The 17,667-nt window shown below is 71.6% G+C and carries 14 protein-coding genes; 7 read left to right on the forward strand and 7 right to left on the reverse strand.

Annotated elements, in window-relative coordinates; translation table 11 throughout:
• Positions 1-204: 204 nt before the first annotated feature.
• Both ABZT03_RS39115 and ABZT03_RS39120 read left to right on the forward strand, forming a co-directional pair.
• Entirely contained in the window at positions 205-819 is a 615-nt protein-coding gene (locus ABZT03_RS39115; protein ID WP_356048278.1) for a winged helix-turn-helix domain-containing protein, read from the forward strand.
• A gap of 16 nt (positions 820-835) precedes the next feature.
• Positions 836-1,576 carry an SRPBCC domain-containing protein gene (locus tag ABZT03_RS39120; RefSeq protein ID WP_356048280.1) on the forward strand — a complete coding sequence of 247 codons (741 nt, stop codon included), beginning with the start codon at positions 836-838 and terminating at the stop codon, positions 1,574-1,576.
• 112 nt (positions 1,577-1,688) lie between these two features.
• Here the strand turns inward: ABZT03_RS39120 and ABZT03_RS39125 are convergent, their stop codons facing one another.
• Entirely contained in the window at positions 1,689-3,515 is a 1,827-nt protein-coding gene (locus tag ABZT03_RS39125) for an endonuclease/exonuclease/phosphatase family protein (protein ID WP_356048281.1), read from the reverse strand.
• Between the two features lie 282 nt (positions 3,516-3,797).
• Between ABZT03_RS39125 and ABZT03_RS39130 the strand changes: the two genes are divergently transcribed.
• From ABZT03_RS39130 to ABZT03_RS39150, 5 genes are all read left to right on the forward strand, one after another.
• On the forward strand, positions 3,798-5,225 hold the full coding sequence (locus ABZT03_RS39130; RefSeq protein WP_356048282.1) for a hypothetical protein: 1,428 nt from the start codon (positions 3,798-3,800) through the stop codon (positions 5,223-5,225).
• A 449-nt stretch (positions 5,226-5,674) separates the two neighbouring features.
• Positions 5,675-7,120: an alkaline phosphatase PhoX gene (locus ABZT03_RS39135; protein ID WP_356048283.1), complete on the forward strand. Its 1,446-nt coding sequence runs from the start codon at positions 5,675-5,677 to the stop codon at positions 7,118-7,120.
• 355 nt (positions 7,121-7,475) lie between these two features.
• Positions 7,476-9,059, forward strand: coding sequence for a TROVE domain-containing protein (locus tag ABZT03_RS39140; protein ID WP_356048284.1), 1,584 nt, complete (start codon positions 7,476-7,478; stop codon positions 9,057-9,059).
• A gap of 94 nt (positions 9,060-9,153) precedes the next feature.
• On the forward strand, positions 9,154-9,816 hold the full coding sequence (locus tag ABZT03_RS39145; protein WP_356048285.1) for a GntR family transcriptional regulator: 663 nt from the start codon (positions 9,154-9,156) through the stop codon (positions 9,814-9,816).
• 16 nt (positions 9,817-9,832) lie between these two features.
• Entirely contained in the window at positions 9,833-10,849 is a 1,017-nt protein-coding gene (locus ABZT03_RS39150) for a 1-aminocyclopropane-1-carboxylate deaminase (protein WP_356048287.1), read from the forward strand.
• Between the two features lie 101 nt (positions 10,850-10,950).
• On the opposite strand, the gene ABZT03_RS39155 is transcribed toward ABZT03_RS39150, so the two are convergent.
• The 6 genes from ABZT03_RS39155 to ABZT03_RS39180 form a co-directional block, all read right to left on the reverse strand.
• On the reverse strand, positions 10,951-12,171 hold the full coding sequence (locus tag ABZT03_RS39155) for a TerD family protein (protein WP_356048298.1): 1,221 nt from the start codon (positions 12,169-12,171) through the stop codon (positions 10,951-10,953).
• Positions 12,172-12,347: 176 nt separating this feature from the next.
• A complete protein-coding gene (locus ABZT03_RS39160) occupies positions 12,348-13,337 on the reverse strand; it encodes a zinc-dependent alcohol dehydrogenase family protein (protein WP_356048289.1) in 990 nt (329 codons plus the stop codon).
• Positions 13,334-14,185, reverse strand: coding sequence for a carbohydrate ABC transporter permease (locus ABZT03_RS39165; RefSeq protein ID WP_356048291.1), 852 nt, complete (start codon positions 14,183-14,185; stop codon positions 13,334-13,336). Before ABZT03_RS39165 ends, ABZT03_RS39160 begins: the two co-directional genes overlap by 4 nt.
• A complete protein-coding gene (locus ABZT03_RS39170) occupies positions 14,185-15,123 on the reverse strand; it encodes a sugar ABC transporter permease (RefSeq protein ID WP_356048293.1) in 939 nt (312 codons plus the stop codon). Before ABZT03_RS39170 ends, ABZT03_RS39165 begins: the two co-directional genes overlap by 1 nt.
• The gene (locus tag ABZT03_RS39175) at positions 15,120-16,487 is read right to left on the reverse strand and encodes a sugar ABC transporter substrate-binding protein (RefSeq protein WP_356048295.1); all 1,368 of its coding nucleotides are present in this window, start codon (positions 16,485-16,487) and stop codon (positions 15,120-15,122) included. The genes ABZT03_RS39170 and ABZT03_RS39175 overlap by 4 nt, the downstream gene beginning before the upstream one ends.
• Before the next feature lie 95 nt (positions 16,488-16,582).
• The gene (locus tag ABZT03_RS39180) at positions 16,583-17,353 is read right to left on the reverse strand and encodes a DeoR/GlpR family DNA-binding transcription regulator (RefSeq protein WP_356048297.1); all 771 of its coding nucleotides are present in this window, start codon (positions 17,351-17,353) and stop codon (positions 16,583-16,585) included.
• Positions 17,354-17,667: the final 314 nt, after the last annotated feature.

Here is a 17,667-nt window from a genome sequence, read left to right on the forward strand (position 1 = left end):
CACGCCCACGCGCGGTGCGTGTCCGCAGCGCACGCCCACGCGCGGTGCGTGTCCGCAGCGCACGCCCACGCGCGGTGCGTGTCCGCAGCGCACGCCCACGCGCGGTGCGTGTCCGCAGCCCACGCCCAAGCGCGGTGCGTGTCCCACTCGTCCGAAAGCCCGAACCGTCTGGACAAAAAAAGTGTTCGGTGGGACGGTGGACGTATGCAGGACGTCACCGTCATCGAGGACCCCGAGGCCGCCGCCGTCTCCCTGGACCCCACAAGGTCCCGGCTCCTCGCCGAGCTGGCCGCCGGCCCGGCGAGCGCCGCCATGCTGGCCGGGAGGGTCGGGCTGCCCCGGCAGAAGGTGAACTACCACCTCAAGGCGCTGGAGCGGCACGGGCTGGTCGAGCTGGCGGGTGAGCGCCGCAAGGGCAACGTCACCGAGCGGCTGATGCGCGCGACCGCCGCGTCGTACGTCATCTCGCCGCTCGCGCTCGCCGCCGTACAGCCGGACCCGGAGCGGTTCCGCGACCAGCTGTCCGCCCGCTGGCTGCTGGCGCTCGGCGCCCGGCTCGTACGGGACGTCGGCTCGCTGATCACCGGGGCCGACCGGGCGCAGAAGCGGCTCGCAACCTACGCGCTGGACGGGGAGGTGCGCTTCGCCTCGGCCGCGGACCGGGCCGCCTTCGTGCAGGAACTGACCGCGGGCGTCACGGCGTTGATCCGCAGGTACGACACCCCGGACGCGGAGGGCGGCCGGGACCACCGGATCGTCGTCGCCGTCCACCCCACCCCCAAGCCCGAGGCCCCGCCCGCCCCCGCGCCGGCCCGGTAGGACCCAGGAGACCGTCATGCCCAAGGAATTCGAGATCGCCCGCGAGTTCGAGGTCGACGCCACGCCCGAACAGGTGTGGACGGCCTTCACCGCGGGGACCGGTGGCTGGCTGTGGCCGATGGAGGCGCCGGAGCCGCGCGAGGGCGGCCGGGGGCCGTTCGGGTCCACCGTCACCGTCTGGGACCCGCCGCACCACTACACGAACCGGGTCGCGGACGTCGAGGGGATCTCCGAGCAGACCCTGAACCAGCTCGACTACACCATCGAGCCGCGCGACGAGGGCCGGCGTGCCTGGGTGCGCTACGTGCACAGCGGCATCTTCGTCGACGACTGGGACAACCAGTACGACGGCGCGAGCAAGCACACCGGGTTCTACCTGCACACCCTGCGCGAGTACCTGACCCACTTCGACGGCCGTCCCGTCGCCTTCACCACCTTCGACGGACCCGAGGGCGGCCGCGCCCCGGACGCCCTCGCCACCGTCGCCCGGGCGCTCGGGCTCACCGACGGCACCACCGCCGGGGACCGCGTCCAGGCGCGGGGCCCCGGGGGCCGGTCCCTGGACGCCGTGGTCGACTACCGCGACCCCTACTTCATCGGACTGCGTACCGACGACACCCTCGTCCGCTTCTTCGGCCGCAACCACTGGGGTCACACCGTCGGCGTCAGCGTCCACGACTTCGCCCTGGACGCCGACGCCAAGGCCGACGAGGCCGCCTGGCAGGACTGGCTGACGGGTGCGTTCAGCAAGTCCTGAGCACGGTCCTGAGCGCGACGCCGCGAAATGCCGGGCCCGGCCCGGCATTTCGCGACGCGGTTCGGGGCCGCGCCTCACTCCGTCCGGCGGCAGGCCCGCCGGGCACCGCCGTCTACGGCTCGAACCGCAGCACCTGCGGGTCGTGGTCGCTGATCTGGTCGTTGAACTCCGAGTTGACGTGCACGCTGTCGTAGTCGAGACCGCAGCCGCGCCGGATCGACGGGCTGACCAGGATCTGGTCCAGGACCTGCTGGTTGCCCTGGTAGTCGTAGGTGTAACGCTCGCTCTTCGGCAGCGACTTGATCGCCGACCAGAGTTCGCCGTCACCCTCCAGGATCTTCGCGGTCTCGGAGAACTCGAAGTCGTTCATGTCGCCGAGCGCGATGACGTCCGCGTTCTTCTGGGTGTCCAGGATCTGCTTGACGAAGGCGTTCACCGCGGTCGCCTGCAGATGACGCTGGACCTCCGAGCTGCGCACCACGGGCTGGTACTGCGAGGTCAGACCCTGGTCACCGCCCTTGGAGTTGAGGTGGTTGGCGATCACGAAGACCGTACGGCCGCGGAAGACGAACTCCCCGGCCAGCGGCTTGCGGCTGGCCTTCCACGCCGTGTTCGCCGGGTCCACGCGGCCGGGCGAGACGGTCAGCTGCGCCTTGCCGCGCACCTTCGTGACGCCGACGGCCGTCGTGGAGTCGCCGCCCGCGCGGTCGGTGAAGGAGACCCGCTCCGGGTTGAACAGGAAGACCTGACGGATGTTGCCGCCGGGCTCACCGCCGTCCGCGCCGTCGACCGGGTCGATGGACCGCCACTGGTAGGCCGGGCCACCGGCCGCCACGATCGCGTCGACGAGCTTGCCCACCGTCACGTCGGCGGCGACCGTACCGTCGTTCGTCGCGCCGTTGTTGTCCTGGATCTCCTCCAGGGACACGATGTCGGGCGACTTCAGGTTGTGCACGATCGCGGCGGCGTGCTCCTCGAACGTGGCGTCGGACGGGTCGAGGTTCTCGACGTTGTACGTCGCCACCGCCAGCTCCCCGCGCCGCTGCGGACGCGTGCTCTCGCGCTGCAACCCACCGCTCTTCAGGGCGCCGAGCTCGGTGGCGACGAGGGTGTAGCCACCGAACTGGTTGTAGTCCAGGGGGCCCGCCGTCGTACCGGTGAGGGTGTCACCGACGTTCGCCTTCGGGAAGTCGGCCGTTGCGCCGAGCGACTGGATCTGCAGGCGGCCGGTGTTCTGGGAGTCGTAGGAACCGTAGAGCGTGCCGCCGCGCCGCGTGGTGTTCTCGCGCGGCTTCACCGTCACCCACAGCTCGGTGTACGGGTCGGTGGCGGTGACCACGCGGACGTCGGAGACCCGGACGTTCATGCCCTCCAGGGACTCGTAGTAGTCCAGGGCGTACTTCGCCGGGTCCAGCGGCAGGCCGTTGACCGAGTTGCCCGTGGCCGGGTCACCGGCCGGCGTGTAGGCGGCCGGGACCGAACGGGCGTCGACGACCTGCGCGGCCGGGACGGCGTTGCCGCTGGAGACGACCGTGACGGTCGCCTTGGTGATCTCCGTCACCGACTGGTTCCCGCCGGCCGCGCCACCCGGCACGAACTCCGAGACCGTGCCCGTCACGGTGACCGAGTCGCCGACCGCGACCTTCGGTACGGAGCTGGTGAAGACGAAGACACCCTCACTGGTGGCCGGGTCGTCGTCCGGGGTCGGGTCCTGCATCCAGAAGCCGCGGGACGAACCGTAGGCGCGCACCCCGGTGACGATGCCCGCCACGTCGGCGACCTGCCGGCCGGCGTACGGGGACGTCCGGGTGCTGCCCTGGATGTCGTGGATGCGCACGGAGTCGGCGTGCGCGGGCGAGGTGAGGACGACGATGGACGCCGCGGAACAGACGGCGGCGACGGTGAGCGCGGCGAGGCGCGCGGAAGACTTGCTCGGCAACGGAATCCCTCCGGGGACATACGTGAGCGCCGGGACGAGGGTCGTGGAACGGGAGCCGCGACCTGTGGGGCGGAGGCGACGCGCGTAGAAATTCCAGTGAACAGCTGTCCGCCGGTTTTCTACGCGCGTCAATCTCCTGCCTGGCGAGGCGAGTTGTCAAGGTTTCGGCCAGGTCCGGAACCTGGCCGAGACATGAACCGGGCGGCATGGGTGGAAATCCGTCTAGGCTGAGCGGCTGAGCCGTATGGGCTTCCCTTCCAAGGCGCCTAGGAGAAACACCCGATGTCAGACAGCTCCCCCCTGCCGCCGGTACTGCTGCACCCGGATGCGGAGCTGGCGCGGGACGCGCTGTCCACGCCACTGCTCTCCCGGGCCGTACGGCTCGCCCGCTGGGCCGGCCCAGACACCCGGGTGGACGCCGGCGGAGGACTGGCCGACGAGCAGTTGCCGGCCGCCGCCGAGGCTCTCGGACTGAGCGGGGACGACGCGGCGGCCCTGGCGAGCGAGGCGTGGCGGGTCGCCCTGGACGCGGGACTCGTCGACGTCACCGACGAGGAGGCGGGCACCGTCGAGGCGGGCGAGGACCTGGCCCTGCTGAGCGGCGGCTCCCCGCAGGACGTGCTCGGTGTCTGGCAGGCGGCCCTGGAGGCGGTGCTGGCCGACGCGAGCGTGCCCGACCTCGACGACCTCGCCGACGCGATGGACGCCGGCGGCGAGATCGACTTCTCCGCCCTCGACTGGGACCCCGAGGCGGAGTCCGAGTTCCTCGACGGCGTGCTCGCCAACCTCTACCTGCTCACCGTCAGCGAGGAGGGCCCCGGCCAGGTGCCCGTGCCGCTGCCCGCGCTGGCCGCCTCCATGATCGTGCCCGGCGACATGGGCGAGCCCACCAACGACATGCTGGAACAGGTGTCCGACGCCATGATGCGGCTGGACGACCAGTTCCGGCTGCTCGCGCCGGTCGGCCTCATCGAGTACCAGCCGGTCGACGAGGCGCTGATGGCCGACGCCGACGCGGAGTCCGCCGCCCCGGTCGACGAGACGGACGTCAGCCGCTACGGCATCGTGCGTCTGACCCCGCTCGGCCTGTACGGGCTGCGGGCGCGGCTGCTGGAGGCCGGCTTCGGGGCGCCCGCCGTCGGGGAGCTCGCCGACAAGGGGGCCGACGCGCTGCTCGACCAGACCTCGTACTTCCCGCCGGCCGCCGCCCAGGCGGAGACCGAACAGTGGCTGGCGCGGCGCGAACAGCTCACCGCCGCACGGGAGTTGCTGGCTGCCGCCCGTGGCGCGGACGCCGGTGCGCCGCTGCGCCGGCTGCGGTGCCAGCAGGCGCTGTCCCTGGTCGGCGCCGAGGCCGAACCGGCCCTGCGGGAGGTGCTCGACGACGCCGAACTCGGCGGACTCGCCCGGGTCTGGCTCAGCGAGCGGGGTGCGGCCGAGGTGCCGGCGCCGTCCGAGCAGATGGTGTTCTGGCTGACCGTCGACACGCTCGCCGCGCAGCTCGCCGCGGAGGGCAACTCGGATGAGCTGCAGGCTCTCGTGGAGGGGCTCGCGATGCAGCACAGCGGGTTCTTCGCGGCGGCCTGGCGGGTGGATCACCCCGCCACGGCGGATGTGCTGGAGGCGATGGGGCGGTTGCATCCGGACAAGAGGATCGCCAAGGAGGCGCGGAAGGCGGCGTTCAAGGCGCGGTCGCAGCGCGGGGGGTGACCCTGGGGGTCGCCGTCCACCTTGGCGGTGGCGGTGGGGGGCCTGTTGGCCGGGGCGGTCGGGTACGGGTGGGGTGCGGTGCGGGTTTTTGCGCAGTTCCCCGCGCCCCTGTCCAGACGGGTGCGTTGTCGGCTGCGGGTGGGGTGTGGCTGGGTGCGCGGTTCCTCGCGCCCCTGGTGGGGTCCCGTGCGTTGTCGGCTGCGGGTGGGGTGTGGCTGGGTGCGCGGTTCCTCGCGCCCCGACGGGGCCCGTGTCTTGTCGGCCAGTGGGGGTTTGTGGCTGGTTGGGTGGGTGGTTTTTTGGGGGTGTTGGGTGTGTGCTTACGGGTTCATGGAATACAGGCCGGTGAAGTCGCTCGGCGTTAATCTCCCGTTCAGGAGCGGGCGGGAGCGTGGCGCCGATCGAGCTCCGCCACCCTCCACGGCAGACCCACCGTCACAGGAGACACCATGTCGCTCACCCGCAGGGACTTCGCCAGAAAATCCGCGATCACCGGTGCGGGGGTCGCGCTGGCGGGGAGTGTCGGCGCGCTCGCCACGGCACCGAACGCCCTCGCCTCCACCGACTCCGAGAGCCTCGGGGAGGAGTCGGCGGCCGCCCACGGCGGTGTCGGTTACGGGCCGCTGGTCCCCGACCCGAAGGGCATCCTCGCCCTGCCCGCCGGCTTCAGGTACCGCGTCGTGACCTACAGCGGGAAGACCACGCTGGAGTCCGGTGAGAGCACGCCGTCCAACCACGACGGCACCGCCACCTTCGACGGCCCGCGCGGCGCGACCCTGCTCGTCAACAACCACGAGCTCAAGGGCCCCCGGTCCGGCTGGACCTACCCCGTGCCGCTCACCGAGGGCCTCGTCTACGACCCCGCCGCCGCCGGTGGCTGCACGGTCGTCGAGGTGCGTCACGACCACGTCGCCGAGTGGGTCGGCATCGCCGGCACCTCCACCAACTGCGCGGGTGGCAGCACCCCTTGGGGCACCTGGCTCACCTGCGAGGAGACCGAGGACAAGGCCGGCCAGAACGGCATGACCAAGGACCACGGCTACGTCTTCGAGGTCGACCCCGCCGACCGCCGGGCCAACCGCAGCCCCAAGCCGGTCAAGGCGCTGGGCCGTTACGCCCACGAGGCCGTCGTCGTCGACCCCAAGCGCGGCCACCTCTACCTCACCGAGGACGCCTCCGGCCCCAACGGCCTGCTCTACCGCTGGACCCCGCCCGAGCACTTCCACCACGGCCGCGGCAAGCTGCGCACCCTCGCCGACGACGCGGGCGTCCTCCAGGCGTTCAAGTGCTTCGACTCCGGCGGCAAGTTCGTCGACGACCTGTCCCGCGCCACGAAGATCGGGACCGTGTACGGCGTCGACTGGGTCGACGTCCCCGACCGCGACGCGAAGACCACGTCCGTCCGCAAGCAGTTCACCGACGGCCAGGTGACCCGCGCCCGCAAGCTCGAAGGCATGTGGTGGGGAGACGGCGGCACCTACATCGTCTCCTCGTACGCCCGCACCGAGAGCCCCGTCCAGCACGACGGCGCGGTCTGGTTCTACGACCCCAAGCGCCGCACCCTCACCCTGAAGGTGCTGCTCGGCGTGAACCCCGACCCGTCGGTCGACGGCGCCTTCGACGGCCCCGACAACATCACCGTCTCCCCGTACGGCGGCCTCGTCATCGCCGAGGACGGCGAGGGCGTCCAGCACCTGTTCGGCGCCACCGACAGCGGCCGTACGTACCCCATCGCCCGCAACGAACTCAACATCGGTACCGAAGCGGCGCCGGAATACAGCGAGTTCACCGGCGTCACCTTCTCGCCCGACGGCCGGACCCTGTTCGCCAACATCCAGACGCCCGGCATCATGCTCGCCATCACCGGCCCCTGGAAGCGGCAGAAGCGCGGCTGACTCCGTTACGGGCGAGGTTAATTCGCTCGCTCCTCCCGAGTCGCGCCTCCTACAGTGAGATCAGAACGCCACGCACTCCCGGTGCGAAGGCGGCGGCTACTTCTCTTCCAAAGAATTCACGCCGCCGCCGGCTTGATCTCGGGAGGCGCAGCTCATGGTGGGTGCCCGGTGCGCAGGCAACGGTTACTTCAGGGATCGGAAGGTCGCGGGTTCGAGTCCCGTCATCGGCCCAGGGCCGGTGTAGCTCAAAAGGAAGAGCGTCCGATGACGATTTCCGTCGCCGAATCTCGATCTCGGGCACCCGCCTTCTCTGCGTCTCCTTCCGGAACCCACAGGAATTCGGGGGGAATTCACCATGGCGCGATTCAACAAGAAGGCCGCCAAGGCGCAGCCCACCTCGCGCGTCACGTCGACGGGCCGGGTGCTGCGTACGTACCAGGGCGGCCTCGGCCGTGAGCGTGACGCGCGCTCCGAACTCTTCCTGCTCTCGCTCGCCAACTTCGTGTCGCAGCAGACCTTCTACGAGACCGGTGCCGCCCGCGACGACCGGTTCGCCACCCTGGTGCGCGAGCTCGCCGTCAGCGACCCGTTCTGGACGGCGGGCCTGCTGGGCTGGCTGCGGGGCGAGGGCAACCTCCGCACCGCGTCGATCGTGGGCGCCGCCGAGTACGTGAAGGCGCGTCTCGACGCGAGCGCCACCGACGGCCCCTCGAACCGGCAGGTCGTGGCCTCCGTGCTGCGGCGGCCCGACGAGCCCGGCGAACTGCTCGCGTACTGGACGGCGACGTACGGCCGCAACGTGCCGAAGCCGGTCAAGCGCGGCGTCGCCGACGCCGTTCGGCGCCTCTACAGCGGCACGTCACTGCTGAAGTACGACACGGCCTCCAAGGGGTACCGCTTCGGCGACATCCTCAACCTCGTGCACGCCGTACCGGACCCCGGCAAGCCGGGGCAGGGCGAGCTGTTCCGCTACGCCCTCGACCGCCGGCACCACCCGGACACCGCCGTACCGCCCGCCTCGGACCCGGTCCTGGTGGCGCACCGGGAGTTGATGGCGCTGCCGGTCGCACAGCGGCGCGCGGTGGTCACCTCCGCGGGCGGCGCCGAGCGGCTCGCGGCGGCGGGCATGACGTGGGAGGCGCTGGCGGGCTGGCTCCAGGGGCCGATGGACAAGGAGGCGTGGGAGGCGGTGATCCCGTCCATGGGCGTGATGTCGCTCGCGCGCAACCTGCGCAACTTCGACGAGGCCGGCGTGTCCGACGAGGTGGCCGCACAGGTCGCCGCGCGGATCAGCGACCCGGCGGAGGTGGCGCGCTCGCGGCAGTTCCCCTTCCGCTACCTCGCCGCGCACCGGCACGCGTCGTCGCTGCGCTGGGCGTACCCGCTGGAGCGGGCGCTCGGCCACTCGCTGGCCAACGTGCCCGCGCTGCCCGGCCGGACACTGGTGCTGGTCGACCGCTCCGGTTCGATGTTCTACTCGCGCCTGTCCGACCGCTCGGAGCTCACCCGGGCCGACGCGGCGGCGATCTTCGGCACGGCACTCGCGCTGCGGGCGGCCGACGCGGATCTGGTGGAGTTCGGGACGTCGAGCAAGCGGGTGACGTTCCGCTCCGGCGAGTCGGTGCTGAAGATCCTGGAGCGCTTCGGCGACCTGGGCGGCACCGACACCGTCGAGGCGGTGCGGCGCCACTACCGCCGGCACGACCGGGTGCTGATCGTCACCGACGAGCAGTACGCGTACAGCGGGCACGGCGACCCGACCGAGCAGGTGCCGGCGCACGTGCCGGTCTACACCTGGAACCTGGCCGGCCACCGGGCGGGCCACGGCCCGTCCGGCGCGGCCAACCGGCACACCTTCGGCGGCCTCTCGGACGCGGCCTTCAAGATGGTGCCGCTGCTCGAAGGCGCCCGGGACGCGGACTGGCCCTGGGCCGCCTGACAGCCGGGTGACGAAGTGAGGTGAGCGGGGCCCGCACGGTGGTGCGGGCCCCGCTCTTGCCTGGGCGGCGAATTGACATCTAACATTTCAGTCCATGGAAGCCCTCCGGCCCGTGCGCCGCATCCTGCTCCGGGACCGCGCCTACGAAGCGATCCGGGACGCCATCGTCGCCGGGGAGATCGAACCCGGTGCCGTGGTGCGGGACGCCGAGCTGGCGGAGCGGCTCGGGCTGTCCCGGGCGCCGGTGCGTGAGGCGTTCAGCCGCCTGGTCGACGAGGGACTCCTGGAGAGCAAGCCGCAGAGCTACACGCGGGTCACGCCGGTCGTGGCCGCCGACGTGCGCGACGCGGCCGCGGTGGTGGGCGCCATGCACGAGCTGGTCACCAGGGTCGGTGTGCCCCGGCTGTTCGCGGCGGACGTCGAGGCGATGCGGGCGGCCAACGAGCGGTTCGCGACGGCCGTCCGCACGGGCGAGGTCGACGCGGCCCTGGGCGCCGACGACGAACTGCACGACGTCCTGGTCCGCGCCGCCGGCAACCGGGCCGCCGCCGCGACCATCACCCGCTACACCCCGCTGATCCGGCGCCTGGAGCGGCGGCGCTTCGGCGAGGGCACCGCCTGCCGCTCCACCGGACTGCACGAACGGCTGATCGAAGCCTGCGCGAACGGCGACACCGACAGCGCGGTCGGTGTCACCGCGGAGATCTGGCGCGGACTCGCGGACATGGACGCGACCGCCGACGAAGAGGCCCACTGACTCCCCGGAGGCTCTCATGTCCCTTTCCTCGTACGAGCGTTACCCGCTCCTCTTCGGCCCCTCGCCGGTGCACCCGCTGGAGCGGCTCTCCGCCCACCTCGGCGGCGCCGCCCTCTGGGCCAAGCGCGAGGACTGCAACTCCGGTATCGCCTACGGCGGCAACAAGACCCGCAAGCTGGAGTACCTGGTCGCCGACGCGCTCGCCCAGGGCTGCGACACGCTCGTCTCGATCGGCGGAGTGCAGTCCAACCACACCCGGCAGGTCGCCGCCGTCGCCGCCCGCGCCGGACTCAAGTGCGTGCTGGTGCAGGAGAGCTGGGTGGAGTGGCCCGACTCCGTCTACGACAAGGTCGGCAACATCCTGATCAGCAGGCTCGCCGGAGCGGACGTACGGCTGGTGCGCGCCGGATTCGGGATCGGGTTCAAGGAGAGCTGGGAACAGGCCCTGCGCGAGGTGGAGGAGCGGGGCGGCAAGCCCTACGCCATTCCCGCCGGCGCCTCAGACCATCCGCTCGGCGGCCTCGGCTTCGCCGGCTGGGCCCACGAGGTCGCCGAACAGGAGTGGGCGGCGGGGGTCTTCTTCGACACCGTCGTGGTCTGCTCGGTGACCGGCTCGACGCAGGCCGGCATGGTCGCCGGCTTCCGGGCGCTGGAGGAGGCGGGCGGCCGGCCGCGCCGGGTGATCGGCGTCGACGCGTCCGCGAACCCCGCCCGCACCCGCGAGCAGATCGCCCGGATCGCCCACAACACCGGGCAACTCATCGGCGTGAAGAAGGAGTTGACCGAGGCGGACGTGGAGCTGGACGAGCGGTACCACGCGGGCACGTACGGCGTTCCGGACGAGGCCACGCTGGCGGCGATGCGGCTCGCGGCCCGCACCGAGGGCATGGTCACCGACCCCGTGTACGAGGGGAAGTCGATGGCGGGAATGATCGACCTGGTGTCCCGCGGCGAGATCGGCCGGGACTCGACCGTGCTCTACGCCCACCTGGGCGGGCAGCCCGCCCTCAACGCCTACAGCGCCCTGTTCTAGACAACCTGCGGCAATCCGCGGCCGGGCGGAACCGCTCCCGCCGGGCGCCCCTTCGGTCGGGACGCCCGGGGGCGGGGCCGCACGGGTGGCGGGGGCAGGGGCTACAGCGTCTGCGCGCCCGGTTTGACCATGTTGCGGACCGTGCGGGCCTTCACGAAGTCGCCGATCGCGGTCATCTCCCACTCACCGGAGAACTGCTTGATCAGCTTGGCCATCAGCACGCCGGTCTGCGCCTCGGCGCTGGTGAGGTCGAAGCGGACGAGTTCCTCGCCGCTCGCCGCGTCCAGGAGCCGGCAGTAGGCCTTGGCGACCTCGGTGAACTTCTGGCCGGAGAAGGAGTTGACCGTGAACACCAGACCGGTGACCTCCTGCGGGAGCCGGCCGAGGTCGACCACGATCACCTCGTCGTCCCCGCCGCCCTCGCCGGTGAGGTTGTCGCCGGAGTGCTTGATCGCGCCGTTGACGATGGACAGCTTGCCGAAGTAGCAGCTGTCGATGTGGTTGCGCTGCGGGCCGTACGCGATGACCGAGGCGTCGAGGTCGATGTCCTTGCCGCGGAACGCGGGCTCCCAGCCCAGACCCATCTTGACCTGGGAGAGCAGCGGACGGCCGCCCTTGACGAGGGAGACGGTCTGGTTCTTCTGGAGGCTGACCCGGCCCTTGTCGAGGTTGATCTTCCCGGCGCCGGGCGCGGGGGCCGGCGGTGCGGCGGGCGGCGCCGGAGGCGCGGCGGGCACCGGGGGCGCGGCGACGCGCGGGTCCGCGGCCGGGGGCGGCGGCGCCTGGACACCCGGCCGCGGCGGGGCGGCCGGGGCGGCGGCGGGCGCCGGTTCCTCCACGGAGACACCGAAGTCGGTGGCGATGCCCGCGAGGCCGTCGGCGTAGCCCTGGCCGACGGCGCGGGCCTTCCAGGCGCCGTTGCGGAGGTACACCTCCACGATCACCAGTGCCGTCTCGCCGCCGAGCTGCGGGGGCGTGAAGGTGGCCAGGACGCTGTTGTCGTCCGCGTTGCGGATGGTGGCCGTCGGCTCGATGCCCTGGAAGGTCTGGCCCGCGGCGTCCGGGCTGGCGGTGACGACGATCTTCTCGATGCCGGGCGGGACGGCGGTGGTGTCGACGGTGATCGCGTCGGGGGCCGTGCCGCCGCCCGAGCGGTAGGTCACGCCCGGGCCGCTCGGCTGGTTGTAGAAGATGAAGTCGTCGTCGGAGCGCACCTTGCCGTCGGCGGTGAGCAGCAGGCTCGACACGTCGAGCCGCACGGGGGCGGTGACGTCCACCGTCACGCGGGGGGCGGACAGAGGGATGTTCGAGCCGGGGGTCATAGCTGTCATGACCCGTGAACGAGCGAGGGCGTTTTACCGTTCCCTTACCGTGGGCCAATCGGTGAACCCCGGTTTTTTCGCCCCCGCGGCCCCCCGCGCCTGCGCCGCCCCCGCCGCCCCTTCCCCTCTCTGGGCGCTGCCGCCCCCCGGACCTCCGGACGGGCTGAGGCGTTCACCTACGGCACCACCACGATCTTCCGGCCCACGCCCGCCGCGAACTGCTCCAGCGCCTGCGGGTAGCGGTCCAGGGGGATGCGGTCGCTGATGAAGACGTCGGGGTCCAGGACTCCGCCCGCGAACAGTTCGGCCGCTCGCTCGAAGCTGTGCAGGACCGCCATCGAGCCGGTGATGGTGATCTCCTGGTTGTAGACGCGGTACGGGTCGATGGTCACCCGGGTGGCGTAGTCGGCGACCCCGAACTGGAGGAACGTCCCCGCCTTCGCCACCCGCTCCAGGCCGTCCTGGATCGCCGCCGCGTTGCCCGTGGCGTCCACCACCAGGTCCCAGCCCTGCGGCCGCTCCAGCTCGTCCGCGTTCGCGGCCGTGTCGGAGACGCCGAGCCGCCGGGCCGTCTCCAGCCGTGCCGGGTTCACGTCCACCACGTCCACGCTCGCCGCCCCCGTGCGCTTGGCGAGCTCCAGCATCATCAGCCCCATCGTCCCGGAGCCGTAGATCAGGACGTGGGCGCCCAGCCGGGACCGCAGCACGTCGTAGCCGCGTACCGCGCACGACAGGGGTTCCACCAGGGCCGCGTCCTGGGTGCGCACGTGCTCGGGCAGCCTCACGCAGTTCGCCACCGGTGCCACCGCGTACTGGGCCGCGCCCCCGGCGGTGGTGACGCCGATCGCCGCCCACCGCTCGCAGAGGTTGTTGTGGCCGGTACGGCAGTAACGGCACTCGTGGCAGTACAGCGACGGGTCCACCGCCACCCGGTCGCCGACCGCGACCTCCGTGACCTGGGTGCCCACCCCGACCACCGTGCCCGCGAACTCGTGCCCGGGCACGATCGGCAGCTTCGGCGCGAACTCGCCCCGGAGGATGTGCAGGTCGGTGCCGCACAGTCCGCACGCGGCGACCTCGACGACGACCTCGCGCGCACCCGGCGTCGGGTCGGGGACCTCGGTGACGACGGCACGGCCCACGGACTCGATGACGGCGGCCTTCATTTGACGGCTCCCAACGACAGGCCCTGGACCAGTTTGTCCTGGGCGGCGAACCCCGCGGCGAGCACCGGCAGGGAGACGACGAGCGACGCTGCGCACACCTTCGCCAGGAACAGGCCCTGGCTGGTGATGAAGCCGGTCAAGAAGACGGGGGCGGTCTCCGCCACCACGCCGGTGAGGACCCGGGCGAACAGCAGCTCGTTCCAGCTGAAGATGAAGCAGATCAGGGACGTCGCGGCGATGCCGGGCAGGGCGATGGGGGCCACGACGCGGGCGAGGATCGTCGGCAGGCGGGCCCCGTCCACCTTGGCCGCCTCGATCACCGCGACCGGGACCTCGGCCAGGAAGGACTGCATCATCCACACCGCGATCGGCAGGTTCATGGACGTGTAGAGGATGACCAGCAGCCAGATGTTGTCCAGCATCCCCGCGTTCTTCGCGAAGAGGTAGATCGGCAGCAGGCCCGCCACGGCCGGCAGCATCTTCGTCGACAGGAAGAAGAACAGGACGTCGGTCCACTTCCTGACCGGGCGGATGGAGAGCGCGTAGGCGGCGGGGAAGGCCAGCAGCAGGACGAACAGGGTCGACGCCACCGACGCCACAGCGGAGTTGACCAGCGCGGGCCACGGGCTCGCGCCGCCGCCCGTGCCGAAGAACTCGCGGTAGCCGTCCAGGGTCAGGGCGGCGCCGAAGGAGGGCGGGTTGGTGGCCGCGTCCTGCTCCGTGTGGAGGGACGTCAGGGCCATCCACGCGATGGGCAGGAAGAACACGATGCCCAGGAGCCAGGCCACGAGGCCCAGGCCCGCTCCCTTGCCCCGGCCACGGTGCGGTCGTACGGCGACGGTGCTCATCAGCGAGCCACCTCCTCGCGGAACAGGGACGACACGACGCGCAGGGCGAAGGTCGCGATGACGATCGAGCCGATGACCACCAGGACACCGGCGGCCGAGGCGAGGCCGTTCTCGTGGGCCTGGTAGAAGCTCTGGTAGACCGTGTACGGCAGGTTCGCCGTGCCCAGGCCGCCGGACGTGATCGTGAAGACCGCGTCGAAGTTCTGGACGATGTAGATCGAGCCCAGCAGGGCGCCCAGTTCCAGGTACCGGCGCAGGTGGGGGAGTGTCAGGTAGCGGAAGATCTGCCAGCCGCTCGCGCCGTCCACCTTCGCCGCTTCCATCTGCTGCTGGTCGCGGCTCTGCAGGCCGGCCAGCAGGATCAGCATCATGAACGGGGTCCACTGCCACACCAGCGACGCCTCGACGGCGAGCAGCGGGGTGCTGGAGATCCAGTCGGGTTGTGGGCCGCCCACATAGTGCAACAACCCATTGAGCAGGCCGTATTCAGGGTTGTAGAGCACATGCTTCCAGAGCAGGGCCGCCGCCACCGGGACCACCAGGAAGGGCGCGATGAGCAGGGTGCGGACCACACCCCGGCCGCGGAACCTGCGGTCCAGCAGGAGCGCCAGGGCCAGGCCCAGGATCAGGCTGGCCACCACCACCGCGGCCGTGAGCAGGACCGTCGTCCACACCGAGTGGCGCAGGTCGGCGTCGGTCAGCACCTGCTGGTAGTTGTCGAAGCCGGTGAAGCGGCGGGCCTGCGGGTAGAGCGCGTTCCAGTCGAAGAAGGAGATCACCAGCGTGGCCACGAACGGGAGTTGGGTGACCACGATCATGAAGACCAGGGCGGGCAGGAGCGGTGCCCTGGTGGCCCAGGCGCGCAGGCGCGCCGAGGGCTGCCGCGCGGTGCGCACGGGCGTGGGGGTGGCTGTCGGAGCGGTTGCGGTGGCGGTCATCGTCCCTCGTACTCCTCGGAGATCCGCTCGGCGAGCTGCTGGGACTTCCTCAGGGCCGACTCGACGGACTGGCGTCCGGCGATGGCCGCGCTGATCTCCTGCGAGACCTTGGTGCCGAGGTCGGTGAACTCGGGGATGCCGACGAACTGGATGCCGGGCGCGGGGCGCGGCTGCACCCCCGGGTCGTTCGGCCGGGCGCCCTGGATGGCCTGCCTGGTCATCTCCTGGAAGGCGCCGGCCTCCTTGCGGTAGTCGGCGTTCGTGTACGTCGACGCGCGCTTGCCGGCCGGCACGTTCGACCAGCCGATCTCGTCACCGACCAGCTGCTCGTAGCGCTTGCCCGAGGCCCAGGAGACGAACTTCCACGCCTTCTCGGGGTTGTGGGACGCCTTCTGGATGCCCCACGCCCAGGTGTAGAGCCAGCCGGAGGAGTCCGTCTTCTCCACCGGGGCGGGGGCGTAACCGAGTTTGCCCTTGACCGGGGACTTCGCCGCCTCCAGGGAACCGGCGGCGGAGGTGGCGTCGTACCACATGGCGACCTTGCCCTGGGTGAGGTTGTTGAGGCACTCGGCGAAGCCGGACTGGGGGGCGCCGGACTCGCCGTGCTCGCGCACGAGGTCGACGTAGAACGTGACCGCCCTCTTCCACTCGGGGGAGTCGAGGCGTGCCTTCCAGTCCTTGTCGAACCAGGTGCCGCCGAAGGTGTTGACGACCGTGGTGAGCGGCGCCATGACCTCGCCCCAGCCCGGCAGTCCGCGCAGGCAGATGCCCTTCATGCCCGGCTCGGCGCCGTCGGCCTTCGCGGCCAGGTCGGCCACCTGGGTCCAGGTCGGGTGCGCGGGCATCGTCAGGCCCTTCGCGGCGAACACGTCCTTGCGGTACATCAGGAAGGACGACTCGCCGTAGAAGGGCTGGCCGTAGAGCTTGCCGTCGTCGCCGGTCAGGGACTGGCGCATCGGCTTGAGGACGTCGGCTTCGTCGTACGACGGGTCGCCGGCGACGTAGGTGTCCATCTCCCGCAGCCAGTTGTTGCGGGCGTAGATCGGTATCTCGTAGTTGGACAGGGTGGCGACGTCGTACTGTCCCGCCTGGTTGGCGAAGTCCTGGCTGATCTTGTCGCGGACGTCGTTCTCGGGCAGGACGGTGAAGTTGACCTTGATGCCGGTCTCTTCGGTGAAGCGGGGCGCGAGTTTCTGCAGTTCGGTCATCTGGGGGTTGTTGACCATCAGGACGTTGATCGAGTCGCCGCCCGATCCGGCCCCGCCCGCCCCGACCCAGCAGCCGGAGAGCAGCGGGGCGAGCAGCGTCCCTGCGGCGGCCATGGCGAGCGTGGCTCGCGGCCTCCGTCGGCTCTGGGTTCGCATGGATCGCTCCTGAACGTAGGGGAATTGCGGAGGATTCGTGAAATAAGGGGCACAGTGGGGGTAGGGAAGGGGGCCTCTCCGGCTTTCCGGAGGGGTCAGACGCGGATGACCTGGGGTCCCAGCAGGGAGTACCGGTGGGCCTCGGCCGAGGGCAGCAGGGTGCTCGTGACGATCGTCTCCAGCGCGCCGATCTCGCCGAACCGGCAGAAGCTGACCGCGCCGAACTTGGTGTGCACGCCCGCGAACACGGTGCGCCGGGACGCGCGGACCGCCTGCGCCTTGACCTCGCTGACCGCGGGGTCGGGCGTCGTCAGGCCGTGCTCGCGGGAGATGCCGTTGGCGCCGATGTACGCCAGGTCGATGACGAAGCCGGCGAGCATCTTCGTCGTCCAGTGGTCGACGGTCGCCAGTGTGCCGGAGCGGACCCGGCCGCCGAGCAGCAGCACCGAGACGCCGTCCGCCCCGGCGAGCGCGCCCGCCACCGGCAGGGACGCGGTGACCACGGTCAGCGGCCGGTCCCGCGGCAGTGCCTCGGCGATGAGCTGCGGGGTGAAGCCCTCGTCGACGAAGACCGTCTCGGCGTCCCCGAGCAACTCGGCCGCCGCGACCGCGATCCGGCGCTTCTCCGGCACGTGACTGGTGGCGCGGAAGGCGAGCGTCGTCTCGAACCCGGCGCTCTCCACGGGATAGGCGCCGCCGTGGGTGCGGCGGACCAGCCCGTGGTCCTCCAGTGCGCGCAGATCCCGCCGTACGGTCTCCTTGGCCACGCCCAGTGCGGCGGCGAGCGCGCTCACGTCGACCGAGCCGGTGTGGCGCGCGGTCCGCACGATCTCGCGCTGACGCTCTTCCGCCGTCCTGGTCTGCATGGCCGCCACCCGCTTCCGTGCCCTGTCGTCCCGCGCCTGCCTGCCCGTTCGGGCCCGGTGTGGCCCATGGGGGAAGTTCTACAGCGGGTGCGCGGCACTGACCAGGTCTGTTGCAGGCCCGATGCTGCCCGGGTGGGTCCGTTTCGGCCGTGCCCCTGCCCGTCGCGGACCTGCGCGGCTGCCGGACGGCGGGTGGGAACGGTCAGCGCGGATGCCCGAACACGGCGGCGGGGGGGGGGGGGGGGGCCCCCCCCCCCCCCCGGGGGGGGGGGGGCGGGTGTGGGTGGGGGGCGCAGGGGGGGTGCGGGGGGTGA

The organism is Streptomyces sp. NPDC005574, assembly GCF_040605435.1.
Taxonomy (GTDB): domain Bacteria; phylum Actinomycetota; class Actinomycetes; order Streptomycetales; family Streptomycetaceae; genus Streptomyces.